The organism is Novosphingobium sp. FKTRR1, assembly GCF_020404405.1.
Lineage (GTDB): Bacteria > Pseudomonadota > Alphaproteobacteria > Sphingomonadales > Sphingomonadaceae > Novosphingobium.
In genome coordinates, this window is the sequence record NZ_JAIZDA010000001.1 from 163,115 (window position 1) to 182,248 (window position 19,134).

At 64.7% G+C, this 19,134-nt stretch carries 16 protein-coding genes and 1 pseudogene; 6 read left to right on the forward strand and 11 right to left on the reverse strand.

What is annotated here, in order from left to right; all coding sequences use genetic code 11:
• The first annotated feature begins 24 nt into the window (after nt 1-24).
• Nucleotides 25-1,092 (forward strand): DUF475 domain-containing protein, encoded by a 1,068-nt coding sequence (locus LDN95_RS00690; RefSeq protein WP_226015697.1) that lies wholly within the window; start codon nt 25-27, stop codon nt 1,090-1,092.
• Nucleotides 1,093-1,117: 25 nt separating this feature from the next.
• Here the strand turns inward: LDN95_RS00690 and LDN95_RS00695 are convergent, their stop codons facing one another.
• From LDN95_RS00695 to LDN95_RS00715, 6 genes and pseudogenes are all read right to left on the reverse strand, one after another.
• The gene (locus LDN95_RS00695) at nt 1,118-2,185 is read right to left on the reverse strand and encodes a CaiB/BaiF CoA-transferase family protein (RefSeq protein ID WP_226015698.1); all 1,068 of its coding nucleotides are present in this window, start codon (nt 2,183-2,185) and stop codon (nt 1,118-1,120) included.
• A gap of 92 nt (nt 2,186-2,277) precedes the next feature.
• Nucleotides 2,278-3,072, reverse strand: coding sequence for a tetratricopeptide repeat protein (locus tag LDN95_RS23250; protein WP_370631633.1), 795 nt, complete (start codon nt 3,070-3,072; stop codon nt 2,278-2,280).
• A gap of 42 nt (nt 3,073-3,114) precedes the next feature.
• A pseudogene (locus LDN95_RS23255) lies at nt 3,115-3,963 on the reverse strand (tetratricopeptide repeat protein); the annotation flags it as partial.
• Nucleotides 3,857-5,221 (reverse strand): PEP-CTERM-box response regulator transcription factor, encoded by a 1,365-nt coding sequence (prsR, locus tag LDN95_RS00705; RefSeq protein WP_226015700.1) that lies wholly within the window; start codon nt 5,219-5,221, stop codon nt 3,857-3,859. The pseudogene LDN95_RS23255 and the gene prsR, both read right to left, overlap by 107 nt.
• A 1-nt stretch (nt 5,222) precedes the next feature.
• On the reverse strand, nt 5,223-7,376 hold the full coding sequence (prsK, locus tag LDN95_RS00710; RefSeq protein ID WP_226015701.1) for an XrtA/PEP-CTERM system histidine kinase PrsK: 2,154 nt from the start codon (nt 7,374-7,376) through the stop codon (nt 5,223-5,225).
• 28 nt (nt 7,377-7,404) lie between these two features.
• Nucleotides 7,405-8,790, reverse strand: a complete 1,386-nt coding sequence (locus LDN95_RS00715; protein ID WP_226015702.1) for a TIGR03013 family XrtA/PEP-CTERM system glycosyltransferase — start codon at nt 8,788-8,790, stop codon at nt 7,405-7,407.
• A gap of 216 nt (nt 8,791-9,006) precedes the next feature.
• Here LDN95_RS00715 and LDN95_RS00720 point away from each other — a divergent pair, with 216 nt between their 5' ends.
• Nucleotides 9,007-11,331: a patatin-like protein gene (locus tag LDN95_RS00720; protein WP_226015703.1), complete on the forward strand. Its 2,325-nt coding sequence runs from the start codon at nt 9,007-9,009 to the stop codon at nt 11,329-11,331.
• A gap of 17 nt (nt 11,332-11,348) precedes the next feature.
• Here the strand turns inward: LDN95_RS00720 and dnaJ are convergent, their stop codons facing one another.
• Nucleotides 11,349-12,482 (reverse strand): molecular chaperone DnaJ, encoded by a 1,134-nt coding sequence (gene dnaJ, locus LDN95_RS00725; RefSeq protein WP_226015704.1) that lies wholly within the window; start codon nt 12,480-12,482, stop codon nt 11,349-11,351.
• Nucleotides 12,483-12,553: 71 nt separating this feature from the next.
• A complete protein-coding gene (dnaK, locus tag LDN95_RS00730) occupies nt 12,554-14,461 on the reverse strand; it encodes a molecular chaperone DnaK (protein WP_226015705.1) in 1,908 nt (635 codons plus the stop codon).
• A gap of 177 nt (nt 14,462-14,638) precedes the next feature.
• Here dnaK and LDN95_RS00735 point away from each other — a divergent pair, with 177 nt between their 5' ends.
• Nucleotides 14,639-15,178 carry a copper chaperone PCu(A)C gene (locus tag LDN95_RS00735; RefSeq protein WP_226015706.1) on the forward strand — a complete coding sequence of 180 codons (540 nt, stop codon included), beginning with the start codon at nt 14,639-14,641 and terminating at the stop codon, nt 15,176-15,178.
• Nucleotides 15,175-15,702, forward strand: coding sequence for a vgr related protein (locus LDN95_RS00740; RefSeq protein ID WP_226015707.1), 528 nt, complete (start codon nt 15,175-15,177; stop codon nt 15,700-15,702). Before LDN95_RS00735 ends, LDN95_RS00740 begins: the two co-directional genes overlap by 4 nt.
• Here the strand turns inward: LDN95_RS00740 and LDN95_RS00745 are convergent.
• From LDN95_RS00745 to hrcA, 3 genes are all read right to left on the reverse strand, one after another.
• Nucleotides 15,657-15,914 carry a glycine zipper domain-containing protein gene (locus tag LDN95_RS00745; protein ID WP_226015708.1) on the reverse strand — a complete coding sequence of 86 codons (258 nt, stop codon included), beginning with the start codon at nt 15,912-15,914 and terminating at the stop codon, nt 15,657-15,659. The genes LDN95_RS00740 and LDN95_RS00745 overlap by 46 nt on opposite strands.
• A gap of 141 nt (nt 15,915-16,055) precedes the next feature.
• A complete protein-coding gene (locus LDN95_RS00750; RefSeq protein ID WP_226015709.1) occupies nt 16,056-16,628 on the reverse strand; it encodes a nucleotide exchange factor GrpE in 573 nt (190 codons plus the stop codon).
• Nucleotides 16,625-17,689 (reverse strand): heat-inducible transcriptional repressor HrcA, encoded by a 1,065-nt coding sequence (gene hrcA, locus LDN95_RS00755; RefSeq protein ID WP_226015710.1) that lies wholly within the window; start codon nt 17,687-17,689, stop codon nt 16,625-16,627. Before hrcA ends, LDN95_RS00750 begins: the two co-directional genes overlap by 4 nt.
• A gap of 102 nt (nt 17,690-17,791) precedes the next feature.
• On the opposite strand from hrcA, the gene rph reads away from it, so the two are divergent.
• A complete protein-coding gene (gene rph, locus LDN95_RS00760) occupies nt 17,792-18,508 on the forward strand; it encodes a ribonuclease PH (protein WP_226015711.1) in 717 nt (238 codons plus the stop codon).
• Nucleotides 18,505-19,134, forward strand: a complete 630-nt coding sequence (rdgB, locus tag LDN95_RS00765; protein ID WP_226015712.1) for an RdgB/HAM1 family non-canonical purine NTP pyrophosphatase — start codon at nt 18,505-18,507, stop codon at nt 19,132-19,134. Before rph ends, rdgB begins: the two co-directional genes overlap by 4 nt.

Below are 19,134 nucleotides of genomic sequence, written 5' to 3' on the forward strand. Positions count from 1 at the left end.
GGACCGTCTTTTCAGGATATAGCCGTGCTGCGTCAGTTTGCCGGATCTTTGTTGTTTGCCTTGCTGTGCCTTGCGCTGACCGTGGCCTATGGCTGGTCGCAGGGTGGATCGGCGTCCGCCATCGCCGGCATGGTGTGGATCGTGCTGGTGCTGTCGGTGCTGGAAATCTCGCTGTCGTTCGACAACGCCGTGGTCAACGCGGCGGTGCTGGGCGAGATGGACGAGGTCTGGCAGAACCGCTTTCTGACATGGGGCATGCTGATCGCGGTGTTCGGCATGCGCATCGTGTTTCCGCTCGCCATCGTGGCTATTGCGGCGGGGATCGGCCCGGTCGAGGCGCTGCGCCTGTCTTTGCAAGACCCGGCCCGCTATGAAGCCATCGTCAGCAGCGCGCACGTGGGCATTGCCGGGTTCGGCGGGGCATTCCTTGCGATGGTCGGGCTCGGCTTCTTCTTCGACGAGGAAAAGGACGTCCACTGGTTGCGCTGGATCGAAGTCCAGCTTGCCCGCGCCTCGAGCGTCAAAGCGGCCGAGATCGCGGTCCTGCTGGTGGTGCTTTACGCGATCTCGCGCCTGCTCGCCCCGGCTGAGGCGCTGACGTTCCTGGGTGCGGGCCTGCTTGGCATCGTGGCCTTCATCGCGGTGGAGGCGATCGGCACCATCCTTGAACAGCGCGAGGCCGCCCAGCAGGCAGCAGGAGCGATAGTCCGCTCCGGGCTTGGTGGCTTCCTCTATCTCAACGTGCTCGACGCCTCGTTCAGTTTTGACGGGGTCATCGGAGCCTTCGCCCTATCGAACAGCATGGTGATCATCGCGTTGGGCCTGTCGATCGGCGCGATGTTCGTCCGCTCGTTGACGATGCTGCTCGTCCGCAATGGCACGCTCGCCGAATATCGGTTCCTTGAACACGGCGCCTTCTGGGCGATCCTCGCGCTTGGCGGGATCATGCTGGCCTCGGCCCGCTACGAGGTTCCCGAGACGGTCACCGGCCTGATCGGCGCAGTGCTGATCGGCCTGTCGCTGTGGTGGTCGGTGCGCCACCGCAACCGCCTGCCGGACCGCGACCACGAAGGCGCGATCCGGGGCGATTGAAGTCCTGACGCAGTTGCCAGCCCGGTCAGTCCAGCGGCTTGGATGCCAGCTTAGGCACCGGCGCCGGCGTCCCTGAAAAGCGCGGGGCTGGCCCCGGCATGACCATGCCGCCCTCTGTCAGGAAGGTGCCGCGTGCCGCGTTGTGCGGGTGCGACGGAGCCTCGGCCAGACTGAGCACGGGTGCAAAACAGATGTCGGTGCCATCCATGATCGCGCACCATTCATCGCGGGTCTTGGTGAGGATCAGCGCGGTGACCTTTTCCTTCAGCGGCCCCCAAGCCGACGGGTCCATCTGCCGGGCGAACTCGGGATCGCCCTTCAGCCCGGTCTTGTCGAGAAGCTGGGCATAGAACTGCGGCTCGATCGACCCTAGCGAGATCCACTTGCCGTCAGCGGTTTCGTACGTGTCATAGAAGTGCGTGCCGCCGTCGAGCAGGTTGACGCCGCGCTCGTCCTTCCACGTGCCGTTGCCATAGAAGCTCCAGGTCATGGCCGAAAGGATCGCAGCGCCATCGGTCATCGCCGCGTCGACTACCTGCCCCTTGCCGGTGCGTTGCGCGCTGAACACCGCCGCCATCACGCCAAAGGCCAGCAACATGCCGCCACCACCGAAATCACCGACCGCGTTCACCGGAAACTGCGGCTTGCCACCGGCCTGACCATACGTGTGCAAGGCCCCGGACAGCGCGATATAGTTTATGTCGTGGCCTGCCAGCGGCGCCATCGGCCCATCCTGTCCCCACCCGGTCATCCGGCCGTAGACCAGCCGTGGATTGTCAGCCAGCAGCACCTCGGGCCCGATCCCGAGCCGCTCCATCACGCCGGGCCGATAGCCTTCGACGATGGCGTCGGCTTCCCTGACCAGTTCGCGCACGCGCGCGATGGCGGCGGGATCCTTCATGTCGAGTTCGACGACAAGGCGGTTGCGGTTGAGGATATCGGTGTTGCCGTTGTCGCCAAAACGGCCCGGACGGCCCGGTCGCTCGATCCGGATCACCCGCGCGCCGTGATCGGCCAGCATCATGCAGGCAAACGGCCCCGGGCCGATCCCGGCAAATTCGATCACGGTCAAACCTTCGAGCGCACCCGGCATCGTATCCCCTCCACCAATTTAATCGATCGATTGAATCGGGGGTTTGCCTGTTCGAGCCGCCGCTGTCCAGAGCATCGTCGGCGAAAAGCGCGCTATCGCTGCGGCGCCTGCTGACCTCTGGCGCCAAGCGCCTTTACCAGCGCCGCGCGCGCCGGGTTGGCTGGCGGTCCGGCCCAGCTTGCCGCCAGCAGCTTCATCGCCAAGACGCTGCCGGGGTTCTGCGCCAGATAGCGCGAGGCCATGGCATCGGCATCACGGTTCCGCCCCAGTGCGCGCAAGGCAGCGTCCATCCGCCGCAGCACCGGTTCGTTGAAACGGATCGACGCGCCGTTGCCGTAATCGATCAGCGCGCCGCGTGCATCGCCGCGCAGCAGCCGGACGTCGCCGGCCAGCAGATTGGCCTCGGCCGCGCCCGGATTGGCATCGCGCAGCCGGTCGGCGACGACTTGCGCGTCCTCTCGCTGTCCGGCCAGCAGCAGCCCACGCACATAAGGAACCGCCATCGCGGCGTAGTTCGGCTTGTCCTGATATTGCGACGCCAGCACGCCCAGCGGTGTGGCTACGGCTATCGGGATCGCGCCGTGCCGCACCGGATGCGCCGCGCGCAAGGCATAGGCCGCACCGCGCGCCCTGTCGCCCATCCGCGTGGCCGCCTTACCGACCAGAGTGAGCAGATAGGGAGAGGCATTCGGCTGGCGGGCATCACCATCGAAATCGCGCGCGACGCGCAGCCAGTCACCCTGCCGGACCAGCGCGCGCGCCAGCAGTTGTCGAGCTTGGAGATTATCGGGCTGCATCCGCACCAGTCGGTCAAGGTTCTCAACCGCCAGGTTGACGTTGCCCGCGCGGTATTCGAGTACACCGTTGAGCAGAATGGCGGCGGGCATGTCGCGAAAGGCGTTGCCGGTCCGCAGCAAAAGCTCGCGCGCAAGGTCGGTCTGTCCGGCCCGCGCGGCCAGCACAGCCTGCAGAAACAGCGGACGGGGGTTCTTTGGATCGACTTCGGCGAGTTTGCGACACACCGTCAACATCGCGCGATATTTGCCCATGTCGCCAAGCGTCGCGGCATATTCGCCCAGCAATGCCGGATCGTTCGGCTGGGCCCGCAGCGCTTCCTCGAACCACGGCAGTGCCGCTTGCAGGCCATACTGCTCGCGGATCAGCAGCCCGCGCAGCGTCAGCGCGCGCGGGTTGGCCGGATCGAGCGTCACCGCCCGCTCGGCCGCCTCGATCGCTTGCGCCTGTTCGCCGCCGGTAAACCGCAGCGAGGCGATCTGCACCCACAAGTCGGCGTCCTTGGGATCGATCCTGAGCGCCTGATCGAAGGCTTGCGCGGCGGCAGGCAAATGCCCCTCGATCAATTCAAGTTGCCCACGGACCCGCCAGCCGCGTTCCGCGCTATCAGGAGTGAAGCCACCCTCGCCCAGCACCCGGCGCGCCTCGCCGCGCTCTCCGCGCGCGATCAGCGCCTGCGCCAGCCATGCGCGTACCGCGTCCGCGGGCAGCCCCGCGCGGATGCCTGCGCGCAGCGCCACTTCGGCGGCAATCGGATCGCGCTTGTCCAGCGCGGCATCGGCGCGCTTGCGCAAGCTCGCGACCCGACCATCGCCCGCCGCCAGTGGAACGCCGACAAGCAGCGCCACAAGGGCCAGACCAAGGCGTCCACGCCGCTTAATAAGGCAGGTCGTATTGCTTGAGCAGGTCATACAGGGTCGGGCGGCTGATCCCCAGCAGCCGCGCGGTGCTTGAAATGTTGCCTTCGCTGCGCGCCAGTGCATGGCGGATGATCTTGCGGTCGGTCGCTTCGCGCGCGGTCTTGAGGTTGAGCGGCGCTTCACCGGCTTCACCGCCATTGGCCAAATCGAGATCGGCGGCGTTGATCAGCTTGCCATCGGCCATGATCACCGCGCGCTTCACCCGGTTCTCCAGCTCCCGCACGTTGCCCGGCCACGACCAGCCATCGATCGCTCCAAGCGCGTCGGGCGCGAAGCCCTTGACCTGCGGGTTCATTTCACCGGCAAACCGCGTCAGGAACACTTTGGCGAGCAGCGTGGCATCACCCGGACGCTCGGCCAGCGTCGGAATGCGCACGACGATTTCGGCAAGGCGATAGTACAGATCCTCGCGGAAGCGACCATCGGCGATCATCGCCTCAAGGTTCTGGTGCGTAGCGCAGACGATGCGGGTATCGACCTCGATCGAGCGTCGGCCGCCGATGCGCTCGATCGTCCGCTCCTGCAAAAAGCGCAGCAACTTCACCTGCAACTGGATCGGAATGTCGCCCACTTCGTCCAGAAACAGGGTGCCGCCGCTGGCTTGCTCGATCTTTCCCTCGGTGGTCTTTACCGCACCGGTGAAGGCCCCCTTTTCATGGCCGAACAACTCGCTTTCGAGCAGGTTTTCAGGGATCGCGGCGCAATTGATGGCGATGAAGTTGCCCTTGGCGCGGTTCGAGGCATCGTGCAGCCCGCGCGCCAACAGTTCCTTGCCGGTGCCGCTGGCGCCCAGCAGCATCACCGAAACGCGGGTGTTGGCGACGCGCTCGATCGTGCGGGCAACCTTGACCATTTCGGGTGCGGCGGTGATCATCCGACCAAGCACGCGGTTGTCGGCCGGTGCCCGCTGCGCCAGAATGCGGTTCTCGACCTCAAGCTTGTAAAGCTGCAGCGCCCGCCGCACGATCAGCCCCAATGCGTCGATGTCGACCGGCTTCTGATAGAAATCGTAGGCTCCCAGCGCGATAGCGCGCAGTGCCGATTCCCGCGCGCCATGCCCTGAGGCGACGATAACCTTGGTCTCTGGACGCAACGCCATGATCTCGGACAGGACGGCAAAACCCTCGCTCGTTCCGTCTGGATCGGGCGGCAGGCCCAGATCGAGCGTCACCACCGGCGGTTCCTCCGCCCGCAACAGCGCGATAGCCGCTGCGCGATCCCCGGCGATGAACACCTGGAAGTCGTCATAGGCCCACTTCAACTGTGCCTGAAGCCCGGGATCGTCTTCCACGATCAGCAGTTTGGGGCGGATATCGGTCATGTCAGGCAACCTTCTTGGAATTCTCGGTGGGTGTTCCGGCGGCATTGGCGGAGTTTGAGGCGGGGCCGCTCCCCTCAAGCTGCCCCGAGATCGCCAGCGGCAGACGAATGGCAAAGCGGCTGCCCAGCCCTTCCCGGCTTTCGACATCCAGTCGGCCACGCATCGCCCGGACCAGTTCGCGTGCCTCGAACGCGCCGATGCCGAACCCCCCAGCCTTGGTCGAAACGAACGGAGTGAACAGACGGGTGCGCACGAAATCGGCGCTCATCCCGCTGCCGGAATCGATGACCTCGATCACTCCGCCAAGCGCCTCGATCCGGGTCTGGAGCAGCACCACCATCCCCGGCAGACTGGCGTCGAGCGCGTTCTGCACGAGATGGAGCAGCACTTGTTCCAACGTCTCGCGGTTGGCCATCACCACGCAGGGCGTCGATGCCAGTGCATCGACCGGCGGAGTTTCGGTTCCGGTACGATAGCGCGCAGCGACTGCCGCAATCACTTGCGCGGCATCGACCGGCTCGATCCGCTCGACATTGCCCGCGCCATAGCGGGACAGGCGAGCCAGCAGCGCGTTCAGCTTGTCGGCCGAGTTGCGCAAAGTGACCAGCATGTCCTTGCGGAATTCCGGATTGTCGGCATGGCGCTCGGCATTGCGCGAGAGCAGCGCAAGTTGGCTGGCCAGATTCTTGATATCGTGCATGACGAAAGCCATGCGCCTGTTGAACTCATCGAACCGGCTGGCTTCGAGCAGCGCCGCCTGCCCGTTTTGTTCGGCCAGATAGCTGGCAAGCTGCTGCCCTACCACCCGCAGCAGGTCGAAGTCCTCCCAGTCCAGCTTGCGCGCCAGCGGCGGACGCCCCAGCACGACCAGCCCGACCAGCCGGTCGAAATGCACCAGTGGGACCAGTGCCCACGCCGACTCCTCGATCATCAGCCACTTGGGGATGATCGCCAGTTCGCCATGATGATCGGTGCCGGTGCGCGCTTCATCCAGATCGACCACGAAAAAACGCTGCTCAAAGAACTGCGCGGCACCAGCGGACAGCGCGGTGGCGGGCACTTGCAGCGTTGGCCATTGCCAGCGGGCCGCCAGCACCAGATCGCCGCCTTCACCGGGAACCAGCAGCAAGCCGCGCGCGCTGTCGGTGATGTCGGCCATCGCCTGCACCACGCGGGTATGGAATGGCTGGGCATTGGCCCGCCCGATCGTGCGGGTAAAGCGTTGCCATTCAGCGCGGTAGTCATAACGATGCTGGAACAAGTGCTTGGCCACCATCACGTTGATCCAGCCGCGCAATCGTCCGGAAGGGACCAGCGCCAGGATCACGATGGTCGTGGCAAAGGCAAAGCCCAGTTGCGCCAACTGGCTGGCGTTTCCGCCCATCCACGCCAGCGACTGCGCCGCGCCTACCATGATGATCAGGTACGTTCCGATCACCAGCAGCGACAGCGACTGGAACGCCACCGAACGTGAAGGCGAGAACCGCGCCACCGAGGCTCCGCGTGCCGTTCCGAACGCCGCCAGCACAACGGTCAGCACTTGTGCCACACCGCGCAGCGCGACCATGCCGACCGGCCAGGTGCCACCCAGATAGGCGATCGTGTAGTAATTCAGATCGAAGCCCCACATCAGTGCCAGCGCCATGCAGGTACGCCGCACCGCAGCGCGCTGGGCGGTCATAGCTCCGGCATAAAGGTTGTGGACCAGCACCAGCGCGCCAGTCGCCAGCAACAGGCGGAACAGTACCGAAACCTGAAAAATCGTGGTCGTGGCGTGCGGCAGCCAGCCAAGCCGGGCTTGCAGGACCGCGAGCGCGACCTGCAACAGCTCGACACAGCCCAGCACCAGCAGTACCGGTCGCACCGGCGCCACGGTTTCGTGCCGGTTGTCGCGCCGGAACAGCGAATAGACCACCACCAGCCAGCCGATGTTGCGCGGCACTTCGGCCAGCTGGGTGACGATCGCATTCGGCCCCAGCGCCGCATGCATCAGGCACCACAGCGCCGCAATGCCCAGCGCCAGCGCCTCCGCCCGGCTCGACAGCGCGCCTCGGCGGTGCCGCTCCCACAGCCAGACGCTGAGCAGCATCGCCGCAAATGCAGCTACCAGAAAGGCATCGTGGCCCAGATCAGCCCAGCCGAAAGAGCCGATCATGCGGCACCTTGCGGAACTGCAGGCCTCGTCACCGGGCGCCCTCATTCCACAGCACTACCCGCAAGGTCTGCAGCAGGATCAGCAGATCGAGGAACGGCGAATAGTTCTTGGCGTAGTAGAGGTCGTATTCCAGCTTGTGGCGCGAATCCTCGATCGATGCGCCATAGGGATAGTTGATCTGGGCCCAGCCGGTGATGCCCGGCTTCACCATGTGGCGTTCGGCATAAAACGGCAGGTGCTCTTCCAGATCGGCCACGAATTCGGGCCGCTCGGGGCGTGGGCCGACGAAGCTCATGTCGCCGCGCAGCACTGTCCATGCCTGCGGCAGTTCGTCGATCCGCAACTTGCGGATCAGGCGCCCGATGCGGGTGACGCGCGGGTCTTCCTTGGCCGCCCACTGTGCGCCATTGGCTTCGGCATCGGTCCGCATCGAGCGCAGCTTGATCAGCTTGAAGTTCTCGCCGTACAGCCCGACGCGGGTCTGGCGGAAAAAGGCGGGGCCCCGGCTGTCGAGCTTCACCAGAAGCGCGAACAGCACGATCACCGGCGCGGTCAGGGTCAGCAGCAACAAGCTTGCGCAGACATCGAACACCCGTTTCACCGCGCTGGAAATCATCCGTCCCGACGAGAACCCGTCCGAAAAGATCAGCCAACTGGGATTTACCGTATCAAGATCAACGCGACCGGTCTCGCGCTCCAGAAACGTCGAGAAATCGCTGACATGGACGCCGGTGGTCTTGATCCGCAGCAGATCCTTGAGCGGCAACGCGTTGCGCCGCTCCTCCAGCGCCAGCACAACCTCGCTTACCCCCAGATTTTCGACATGGCGGGTAAGATTGTGAAGCGCCTTGCGATTGATCGCTTCTTCGATCACCGGGGGATTGTCGCTCATGCCGACATAGCCGACGATCATGAACCCGGCCTCGGGTCGCTCGCCCAGCGTCTTTAGCCGCAGGGCACGTCGCCCGGCGCCAAGCACCAGCACACGCCGCCGGAATGCGGCAGAGCCGAGCAAACCGCCCAGCATCAGCCGGATCAGCACAAGCAGCGCCATGGCGATGAACATCGCGTAGAACAGGTTTGAGCGCCACAAGGTGTGCCCCGGCAGCAGGAAATAGACCACCGAAAGCGCGATGATGCCCAGACTGATCGCCACCAGCAACCGTGCCGTGGCATAGCGCATCGAGCGCAGCGCATCCGACCCATAGACCCCGACCGCGATCATCGCGGTTTGCACCAGCACCGCGAACACCAGCAGCGGGGTCTTGCGCGAATAGATCTGGCCCGCATCGATGCCGATCTGCTGGGCCCTCAGCAGAAAGCCCAATTCGCCCGCGGTCACGAGCAAAACGAAGTCGAGCAGCGCCAGAAGCAGCACCGCATTGGGGATATAAAGCTTGAACAGGCGGATCATGTCTTGAGCCAATCCCCAGGGCGATGAGCGCCCACATGGCCCAGCCTTTAGCGACGAGCCGTAAACTGTCGGTAAATCTGACAGAAAACCGCCTATACCCTGTCAGTATTTCTGACAAGTAGCAGGCCAAGTTGCAACTCAGGCTACAACCGATGCCGATGCATCATTGTGCCAACGGGGCTGGCGGCCAGGTCTGGCCGGTGCCATGGTGCCACCATGCGGCAGAAGGAACTGCGCGTTGCGCTGGTCTGCTACGGCGGCATCAGCCTCGCGGTATACATGCACGGCGTGACCAAGGAAATCTGGCACGCCGCACGCGCCAGCCGGGCGATGCACCGGGGCGATCCCCCGACCGCTGCAGGCGACGCTTGTGGCGTGCAAACCGTTTACCGCCATCTGTTCGATCTGCTGGGGCAGGAACGCGGTCTGAAACTGCGCCTGTTGCCCGACATCATCGCCGGGGCCAGCGCCGGTGGCGTCAACGGCGTATTCCTGGCGCAAGCCCTGATCAGCGGACAAAGTCTTGAGCCGCTCACCCGCCTCTGGCTTGAGAAGGCCGATGTCGATGTGCTGCTCGATCCTGATGCCAAGCCATGGAGCCGTTTTGCCAAGATCTGGGCGCAGCCGCTGGTCTGGTTCCTGCTCAAGCGGCCCGGCAACGTCGTCTCGCGCACCGTGCCAGCCGAAACCCGCGCCGAAGTACGCCTGAAGGTTTCGCGCCTGATCCGTGCGCGCTGGTTTGCTCCGCCGTTCAGCGGCATCGGCTTTTCGCGGCTTCTGGCCGATGCGCTGGCCGCGATGGCGCAAGCGGGCAGCGATGGTGAGGCGCTTTTGCCACCCGGCCATCCGCTTGACCTGCTCGTGACCACGACTGATTTCAACGGCCACCCCGAGGAATTGCAGCTCAACAGCCCGCCCGTGGTCGAAGAGAGCGAGCACCGCCTCGCCATCGGCTTTCGCGCCGTGGCGGGCCAATCTGCGGTCATCGCGCCCGATGCCGAGCTGGTGCTGGCGGCGCGCGCCACCGCCAGCTTTCCGGGCGCTTTCCCGCCGTTGCAAGTGGCCGAGATCGACCAGCTGGTGGCCGAGCGGCAAAAGAACTGGCCGACACGCGAAGCATTCTTGCGACGGATCATGCCCAGCCGCTGGCGCCGTGCGCTGGTGGCGGACGCCGCGCTGGTCGATGGTGCGGTACTGGTCAACCGCCCCTTCGCGCAGGCCATGGACGTGCTGCGCGATCGTCCGGCCCAGCGAGAGGTGGACCGCCGCTTCGTCTATATCGACCCCAGCCCCGAACACATTGGCATCGACGGGCGTCATGGCCGCACGGTCGGCTTCTTTTCGGCGATTTTCGGCGCGCTTTCGTCGATCCCGCGCGAACAGCCGATCCGCGACAACCTCGAATCGCTCGGCCGCATCTCGCGTGAGCGGGAGCGGATGCGCGGTATCGTCGACGCGTTGCGGCCCGATATCGACGCAGCGGTCGAACGGCTGTTCGGCCACACCCTGTTTTTCGATCAGCCCAGCCCCAAACGTCTGACTGCATGGCGCAACAGGGCGCAGCAGGCCGCGGCCGAACAGGCTGGCTTCGCCTTCCACGGCTATGGTCAGGTCAAGTTGACGGGCATGGTCGCCGATCTTGCCCAAGTCATCGCCGAAGCCGCGCCCGAATGCGGCCGCGCGCAGGATATCGAGTCCGCGCTGTGGCAGCACCTGCGCGCTCAGGGTCTTGATCGTCCGGCGGCCGCGAGGGGTGGTGCCACGCCGGCCGCAATCGAGCTCTACCGTGATCACGACATCGCGTTTCGCATCCGCCGCTTGAAGCTGCTGGCGCGGCGGCTGGCGCACGATTGGGAAGATGGTGAAGGCATTGCCCGTCCCGCGCGTGAAGCGGCGCGCGAAACGGTGTTCCAAGCGCAGGCCCTGTATCAGGCGCGGATCTCGGGCGCCACGCTCGGCACGGACTTCCCCGCGATCGCCGCGCAAGTCCGTGCCGACCCCGCTAGCGTGCTGCGCGCCATTGCCGAGAGGCGCGATCTGCGCGCGGTCGATCTGCTGGTTGACGGCATGATCGTTGCCGCTTTGCAGGGGATGGAGCGCCCGCTGCGCCGCCGCTTCCTGTATGCCTATCTCGGCTTTCCGTTCTACGACATCGCCACCCTGCCCTTGCTGCAAGGCGAGGGAATGGGCGAGTTCGACCCGATCAAGGTTGACCGTATTTCGCCCGAAGACGCCATTTCGATCCGCGCCGGGGGCACCCGCGCGTGCCTGCGAGGTGTCGAATTCTTCCATTTCGGCGCATTTTTCAGCCGTGCCTATCGCGAGAACGATTATCTATGGGGCCGCCTGCACGGTGCGGAGCGGATGATCGACCTGATCGCATCGACGGCCGATCAGCCTTTGGACAATGCCGTACTCCGCCTGATCAAGCGCGACGCATTCCTTGCCATCCTGCATGAAGAAAAGGCCCGGCTCCATGCGGAACCGGGCCTTGTCGAACGGGTGATAGGCGAAGTCGAAACCGCCTTTGCCGATGGCTGACCAGTGCTGACCGACGACTATTCCGTCAGGTCGGTCCACACATCCTTGAGCCGCTCGAAAAAGCCCTTGGACTGCGGACTTTCATCGCCGGTTTCGGTGGCCTGAAACTCGCGCAACAGCTCTTTCTGCTTCGCGCTGAGCTTGGTCGGGGTTTCGACCTGAATCTCGACGACAAGATCGCCAAAACCGCGCCCTTGCAGCACCGGCATACCCGCGCCGCGCTTGCGCAACTGCTTGCCCGACTGGATACCCGGCGAAATCTCGATCACGTGGCGCTGCCCGTCGAGCCCGGGAATCTCGATCGAACCACCCAGCGATGCGGTGGTGAAGCTGATCGGCGCGCGGGTCAGCAAGGTCGTGCCATCGCGCTCGAACACGCGGTGCCGCGCCACTTGCAGGAAGATATAGAGATCGCCAGCCGGAGCGCCCGCCGGTCCGGCCTCGCCCTTGCCAGACAAGCGGATGCGGGTGCCGTTGTCGACGCCCGGCGGAATCTTGATCTCAAGCTTCTGCTCGGCATCGACGCGGCCTTCACCGCGACAGGCGCGGCAGGGCGTCTCGATCACCTCGCCCCGCCCATGGCAGTTGGGACAAGTGCGCTCGACCATGAAGAAGCCTTGCTGCGCCCTGACTTTGCCTTGCCCGCCGCACAAGTTGCAGCGCCGCGCGGACGTGCCCGGCTGCGCTCCGCTGCCATGGCAGGGCTCGCACGTCTGGGCCACTTCGACGGCAATCTCGGTGGTCTTGCCGTGAAAGGCATCCTCCAGCGAGACTTCCATGTTGTAGCGCAAGTCGGCGCCGCGCCGCGATTGCTGCCGCCCGCCACCAAAGCCGCCGCCAAAGAACGTCTCGAAAATGTCGCCAAGGTCGGAGAAGCCTTCGCCCCCGCCGAACCCGCCGCCACCGCCGCCCGGACCGCCTTGCTGGAACGCCGCGTGGCCATATCGGTCATAGGCGGCGCGTTTTTGCGGATCGGAGAGGCAGGCATAAGCCTCGTTGATCTGCTTGAACTTCGCCTCGCTGTCACCGCAGCCCGGATTCTTGTCCGGGTGCCACTTCATCGCCAGCTTGCGGAACGCGGACTTGAGCGTCTTGTCGTCCGCAGTGCGCTCGACTTCGAGCAATTCGTAGTAGTCGATTTCAGTCGACATTGCGTATTCCTGTACCCGCGGTCCTCCGCCCGTACCCATGGCACCGGCGGAGGATCCCGATCATCGCAACATCACTTGCTATCGTCGACTTCCGAGAATTCGGCATCAACCACACCGTCATCGGCCTTGGGCCCTTCAGCCCCCGGCGAGGCACCGGCGGCCTGCTCCTTCTCGTAGATCGCCTGCCCCATCTTCATCGCCTTTTCGGTCAAGGCCTGGGTCTTGGCATTCATGTCGTCCACGTCGCCGCCTTCGATCGCCTTCTTGGCATCGACGATGGCAGCCTCGATCTCGGCCTTGAGGCTGGCGTCGATCTTGTCGCCATTCTCTTCAAGCTGGCGCTCGGTAGCATGGACGAGGCTGTCGGCGTTGTTCTTCGCCTCGGCCGATTCACGGCGCTTCTTATCATCGGCGGCAAAGCGTTCGGCATCCTTGACCATCTGGTCGATGTCGGCATCGGACAGACCGCCCGAAGCCTGAATGCGGATCTGCTGTTCCTTGCCGGTGCCCTTGTCCTTGGCCGAGACGTTGACAATGCCGTTGGCGTCGATGTCGAACGTCACCTCGATCTGCGGCACGCCGCGCCGTGCGGGCGGAATGCCGACAAGGTCGAACTGGCCAAGGATCTTGTTGTCCTGCGCCATTTCGCGTTCGCCCTGGAACACGCGGATGGTGACAGCCTGCTGGTTGTCCTCTGCGGTCGAGTAGACTTGGCTCTTCTTCGTCGGGATCGTGGTGTTGCGGTCGATCATGCGGGTCATGATGCCGCCCAGCGTCTCGATCCCCAGCGAAAGCGGGGTCACGTCGAGCAGCAGCACGTCCTTGACGTCACCCTGCAGCACGCCGGCCTGAATGGCCGCGCCCATGGCGACGACTTCGTCCGGGTTCACGCCGGTGTGCGGATCCTTGCCGAAGAAGTCCTTCACCACTTCGCGCACGCGCGGCATGCGGGTCATGCCGCCGACGAGCACGACTTCGTCGATGTCCTTGGCGGTGAGCCCGGCATCGGCCAGCGCCTTGCGGCAGGGTTCCAGCGTCCGCTCGATCAGCTTGCCGACCAGCCGTTCAAGGTCCGAACGGGTGATCGTTTCGACCAGATGCAGCGGCGTGGTGCTTCCACCTTCCATGCGCGCGGTGATGAACGGCAGGTTGATTTCGGTGGTCTGCGCCGAGGACAGCTCGATCTTGGCCTTTTCGGCAGCTTCCTTCAAGCGCTGCAAAGCGAGCTTGTCGCCGCGCAGGTCCAGGCCTTCCTTGGACTTGAACTTGTCGGCCAGATATTCGACCACTGCGGTGTCGAAATCTTCACCGCCCAGGAACGTGTCGCCGTTGGTGGACTTCACCTCGAACACGCCGTCACCGATTTCGAGAACCGAGATGTCGAACGTACCGCCGCCAAGGTCATAGACCGCGATCGTCTTGCCGTCCTGCTTGTCGAGGCCATAGGCCAGCGCCGCAGCGGTCGGCTCGTTGATGATGCGCAGCACTTCAAGACCGGCGATCTGCCCGGCGTCCTTGGTTGCCTGACGCTGGGCGTCGTTGAAGTAGGCCGGAACGGTGATGACCGCCTGCGTCACGGTTTCGCCCAGATAGCTCTCGGCGGTTTCCTTCATCTTTTGAAGGGTATAGGCCGAAATCTGCGACGGGCTGTAATCTTGACCACCGGCCTTGACCCAGGCGTCGCCATTCTTGCCCTTGGTGATGCTGTAAGGGACCAGCTCGGTGTCCTTCTGGGTCAGCGGATCATCGAAACGACGACCGATCAGACGCTTGACCGCAAAGATGGTGTTATCCGGGTTGGTCACGGCCTGACGCTTGGCCGGCTGGCCGATCAGGCGCTCACCGTCCTTCGTGAAAGCCACGATCGAAGGCGTGGTGCGCGCGCCTTCGGAATTCTCGATGACCTTGGGCACGCCGCCATCCATGACCGCAACGCAGCTGTTGGTGGTGCCAAGGTCGATACCAATAACTTTAGCCATGATTCCCCATATCCTTACCAAGCCAGACACTGCGCCCGGACGGGGTTCCCCGATTGGGCGAACGCCGGTTTCGCAGCTCTTCAAGGGGCGATATAGGTGTGCATCGCCTTGGCACAAGACCTCCACTCGCCTACCAGTGCCGTGTTTGCATCACCTTTTTCATCACGGAGCCGATCCATGCGCCTGCATCGTCTTGTCCTGCCTTCGATCATGGTTGCAACGCTGGCGCTGGGCGGCTGCGGTCAGAAAGCGGCCGAGCCAAGTGCGACTGCAACCGAGACGGCAGACGCCCTCTCGACCGGCCCGACCGCGCCTGCCGGGCTGCTGGTCGATGATGCGACGGTCAAGCTGCCCGCTGTGGCAGGCAACCCGGGCGTTGCCTATTTCACGCTGAGCCAAAGCAGCGGCCCGGCGCAAAAGGTCGTGGCGGTTCATGTCGATGGGTTCGAGCGCGCCGAAATTCATGAAAGCCGCACCGAAGGCGGTGTCTCGACCATGGCAAAGGTCGATTCGGTCACTGTTTCGCCCGACAAGCCAGCCGAGTTCAAGCCCGGCGGCTTTCACGTCATGCTGTTTGACGCGAAGAACGCTCCCAAGGTCGGCGACACCGTCGAGATCACGCTGACGCTGGACAATGGCGACAAGATCAGCGCATCGGCCAAGGTCGAGGGTGCTGGCGGTGGCGATGACGGCATGGCCGGCATGGATCACATGTGACCACGCCCGCAGGGGGCGAACGTCCGCTGAGCGCAAGTGAGGTCGATCTGGTCGGTTCGGTCTTTGGCGACGGCGTGGATTGTGCCCCCGTGCGTTTGCGGCGACGCCGGTTCATGCCGTTCCAGCCAGCGCACACCGTGATGGCGCCGATGGGGCATATCCACTTCCATCCGGCCAGTCCGCATTGGCGCGAGGATTTTGCGGTCGCACCGGCGGGGCTGCAGGGACTGTTCATCCACGAGATGACGCATGTCTGGCAGGCGCAACGGCGCGGCCGCTGGTATTTGCCGCTGCGGCGCCATCCGTTCTGCCGTTATGCCTATCGGTTGCGGCCCGATTGGCACCTGACAGATTACGGTCTGGAGCAGCAGGCGGAGATCGTCGCCCACGCATTTCTGGCACGGATCGGCGCGTTTACGCCCGAAGACGGGCAAGCCCCCCTGCTGGAGCAGCTTGCCCTCTCCGTCCGGTACCTCGATCAGCAGCGTACGCGGTATTCACGGCCCCGGTCGTTGCGGCGATAGCAATGGCCGTTCTTCTTGATCAGCGAGCCGCCGACCCCGCCGATGGCCGCGCCTACAGCGGCACCAGCCAGCGGATCGCCACCGGTCGCAGCGCCCAGTATCGCGCCACCGGCACCACCGGCCAGCGCGCCTTCGCCGCCATAGTTCGAGGCGCAACCACCAAGCGCAAGGGCACCGGCAGCGGCGAGCGGAATGAACCAACGATGTTGCATGAGGCATGCTCCTTCTAAAAGCGTATGCCTCAGGAACGTGTGGCGGCCCCGGTTGTTCCTGCTTTCCCGTCTAGCCAAGGCAAAACGGCCGCCCCGCAATGAAGCGGAACGGCCGTCCAAACCTGCTGAAATCCGCTGCGCTCAGTCGGGCTTCTTGGCCACGACTACCATCGCCGGACGCAACAGCCGGTCCTTGATCATGTACCCGGCCTGCAGTTCCTGCAGCACCGTGCCCGGATCGACATCGGTCGAGGGGATTTCCATCATCGCCTGATGCTGGTGCGGATCGAGCGGCAGCCCGCGCGCCGCGATACGGGCGATGCCGTGGTTGCCAAAGATCTTCTCGACTTCGCGCCCGGTCGCTTCCAGCCCAGTGACGAGATTGCGGAACTTGTCATCTTCGCGCAGCTCTGCCGGGATCGATTCGAGCGCGCGCGCCAGATTGTCGGCTACCGACAGAATGTCGCGGGCAAAGGCCGTGGCAGCATAAGCGCGCGCATCGGCAATGTCCTTTTCCAGCCGCCGCCGCACGTTCTGCGTTTCGGCCTTGGCATAGAGCACGTCCTGCTTGGCGTTCTCCAGATCTTCGGAAAGACGCGCAAGGCGCTCGTCAACGGCAGTGTCAGCTGCGGGCGAATCGATCAGGTCTGCCGGTACGCCTTCCAGCTCGGCAGCGGCCTGAGGATCTTGCGGGCGCGTATCGTTATCCGTCATATTCTTGAGAATCCGTCCTGTCCGATGAGTTTGCCCAGCGATTGGGCTGTGAAATCAACCATGGGGACGACGCGGGCATAATTCAACCGCGTAGGCCCGATCACGCCCACCACGCCGACCACGCGACCGTCCATATCGCGCCAAGGCGAAGCGATGACGGCAGACCCCGAAAGCGAGAACAGCCGGTTCTCGCTGCCGATGAAGATGCGCGTCGCCTGCGCCAGTCGCGCGGCATCGAGCACACCGGCAATGGCCTCGGCGTTTTCCAGCTCGTCAAGCAACTGGCGCACCCGCTCGATGTCCTGCAGCGCCGCTTCGTCAAGCAAGTTGGCCTGACCGCGCACCACCAGCACCGGCCGCGCGGCGGCATCCACGCTCCACACCGCCAGCCCGCGCTGCACCAGATCGGCGCTGGCAGCATCGAGCGCCGACCGGCCACCGTCGATCTCGCTGCGCACGACATGGATCGCCTCTGCCAATGTCCGCCCGGACAGGCGCGCGGTCAGGTAGTTGCCCGCCTGCTCCAATGTCGCGGGATCGAGTGCGCCGGGCAGATCGATCACGCGGTTCTCGACGCCGCCGTCCTCGGCCACCAGCACCGCCAGTGCCCGCAGTGGGCCGAGCGGCACGAATGAAATCTGCTGCAGGCGCGGTTCGCGGCGCGGCACCATCACCACACCCGCCGCTGCCGACAGCTCCGATAGCGCGGAACTGGCCGCCGCGATGGCTGCTTCGATCGTTCCGCCCGATGCCAACCCGCGCTCGATCTGCATTCGTTCGGCCGCCGAAGGTTCGGCTGCCTGCATGATCCCGTCGACGAACAGGCGCAAGCCGACGTCGGTCGGCATTCGCCCGGCGCTGGTATGAGGCGCCGCCAGCAGTCCCGCGTCCTGCAATTCCTGCAAGACCGAGCGGATCGAGGCGGGCGACAGGTTAACCCCGCCACGCCCGGCGAGCGTCTTTGAGCCCACCGGCTGACCGTCGGCGATGTAGCCTTCGACCACCAAGCGGAAGATATCGCGGGCGCGCGTAGTCAGTTCTGAGAGCGGAGGCGTTGGCATCTGCCTCTCTATGCGCCGGGAAGGGCCTTGCGCTCAAGAGCCCTTGCGGCAGGGCGAACGATCCGCCACAGACCCCGCATAACCCGAGACTAAGGAATTCCCATGCGACCTTCCGGCCGCGCCGCTGATGAGATGCGCGCGATTTCGATCGAAACCAACTTCACCAAGCACGCTGAGGGCTCGGTCCTGATCGGCTTTGGCGACACCAAGGTGCTTGTCACCGCTTCGGTTGAAGAGCGCGTCCCCCCGTTCATGCGCGGCAAGGGTGAAGGCTGGGTGACGGCGGAATATTCGATGCTGCCCCGTGCCACGCATACGCGCGGCAGCCGTGAAGCGGCCAAGGGCAAGCAATCGGGCCGCACGCAGGAAATCCAGCGGCTGATCGGGCGCAGCTTGCGCGCCGTCACCGACATGAAAAAGCTGGGCGAGCGCCAGATCACGCTCGATTGCGACGTAATTCAGGCCGACGGCGGCACGCGCACCGCGTCGATCTCGGGCGCGTGGATCGCGCTGCGCCTTGCGGTGCAGAAGCTGCTCGATGCCGGGGCGATCAAGGAAGACCCGCTGACCCGCAAGGTTGCTGCGATCTCGTGTGGCATCCACAACGGCACGCCGGTGCTCGACCTCGACTACATCGAGGACAGCAGCGCCGATGCCGACGCCAACTTCGTGCTGATCGAAGGCGGCCATATCGCTGAAGTGCAGGCCACTGCCGAAGGCGCGACTTACGATGAGGAAGGCCTGCTGCGCTTGCTGCGCCTCGCCCGCATCGGCTGCAACGACATCTTCGCCGCGCAGGAAAAGGCCGTCGCGCGGTGAGCCAGAAGCTGGTGCCCGGTAAGCTGGTCATTGCCACGCACAACAAGGGCAAGCTGCGCGAAATTCAGGCGCTGCTGGCTCCATATGGCATGACCTGCCTGTCGGCGGGCGAACTGGGCCTTGCCGAACCGGCCGAAACGGGCACCACTTTTGTCGAGAACGCGCTGATCAAGGCTCATGCGGCGGCGCAGGCTGCGGGCCTGCCCGCGCTGGCCGACGATTCGGGGCTGTGCGTAGCGGCGCTTGGCGGCGCGCCCGGCGTCTATACCGCCGACTGGGCTGAAGCTGCGCCTTTTGAAGACGGGCCGGGGCGTGACTGGTACATGGCCATGGGCAAGGTCGAGGGCAAGCTGGCCGAACTGGGGCCTGACACCGCGCGCGATGCGTGGTTCGCCTGCGTTCTTGCCATCGCCTGGCCCGATGGCAGCAGTGCAACCTATGAAGGCCGGGCCGCCGGCAGCCTGACCTGGCCGCCGCGCGGCACTTTGGGCTTCGGCTATGACCCGGTGTTCGTGCCGTTGGGCGACACCCGCACCTTCGCCGAACTCGATCCTGCTGAAAAGCACGCCATCAGCCATCGCGCCGATGCGTTCGCCAAGCTGGTGGCCGAACAGTTTGCCGGGTAA

What these genes read in the sequence shown, in the direction of transcription:
- LDN95_RS00695 (WP_226015698.1), bottom strand. Translation starts at nt 2,185, where the DNA reads ATGCCGGGTGCGCTCGAAGGTTTGACCGTGATCGAATTTGCCGGGATC.
- LDN95_RS23250 (WP_370631633.1), bottom strand. Translation starts at nt 3,072, where the DNA reads ATGCCCGCCGCCATTCTGCTCAACGGTGTACTCGAATACCGCGCGGGC.
- prsR (WP_226015700.1), bottom strand. Translation starts at nt 5,221, where the DNA reads ATGACCGATATCCGCCCCAAACTGCTGATCGTGGAAGACGATCCCGGG.
- prsK (WP_226015701.1), bottom strand. Translation starts at nt 7,376, where the DNA reads ATGATCGGCTCTTTCGGCTGGGCTGATCTGGGCCACGATGCCTTTCTG.
- LDN95_RS00715 (WP_226015702.1), bottom strand. Translation starts at nt 8,790, where the DNA reads ATGATCCGCCTGTTCAAGCTTTATATCCCCAATGCGGTGCTGCTTCTG.
- LDN95_RS00720 (WP_226015703.1), top strand. Translation starts at nt 9,007, where the DNA reads ATGCGGCAGAAGGAACTGCGCGTTGCGCTGGTCTGCTACGGCGGCATC.
- dnaJ (WP_226015704.1), bottom strand. Translation starts at nt 12,482, where the DNA reads ATGTCGACTGAAATCGACTACTACGAATTGCTCGAAGTCGAGCGCACT.
- dnaK (WP_226015705.1), bottom strand. Translation starts at nt 14,461, where the DNA reads ATGGCTAAAGTTATTGGTATCGACCTTGGCACCACCAACAGCTGCGTT.
- LDN95_RS00735 (WP_226015706.1), top strand. Translation starts at nt 14,639, where the DNA reads ATGCGCCTGCATCGTCTTGTCCTGCCTTCGATCATGGTTGCAACGCTG.
- LDN95_RS00745 (WP_226015708.1), bottom strand. Translation starts at nt 15,914, where the DNA reads ATGCAACATCGTTGGTTCATTCCGCTCGCCGCTGCCGGTGCCCTTGCG.
- LDN95_RS00750 (WP_226015709.1), bottom strand. Translation starts at nt 16,628, where the DNA reads ATGACGGATAACGATACGCGCCCGCAAGATCCTCAGGCCGCTGCCGAG.
- hrcA (WP_226015710.1), bottom strand. Translation starts at nt 17,689, where the DNA reads ATGCCAACGCCTCCGCTCTCAGAACTGACTACGCGCGCCCGCGATATC.
- rph (WP_226015711.1), top strand. Translation starts at nt 17,792, where the DNA reads ATGCGACCTTCCGGCCGCGCCGCTGATGAGATGCGCGCGATTTCGATC.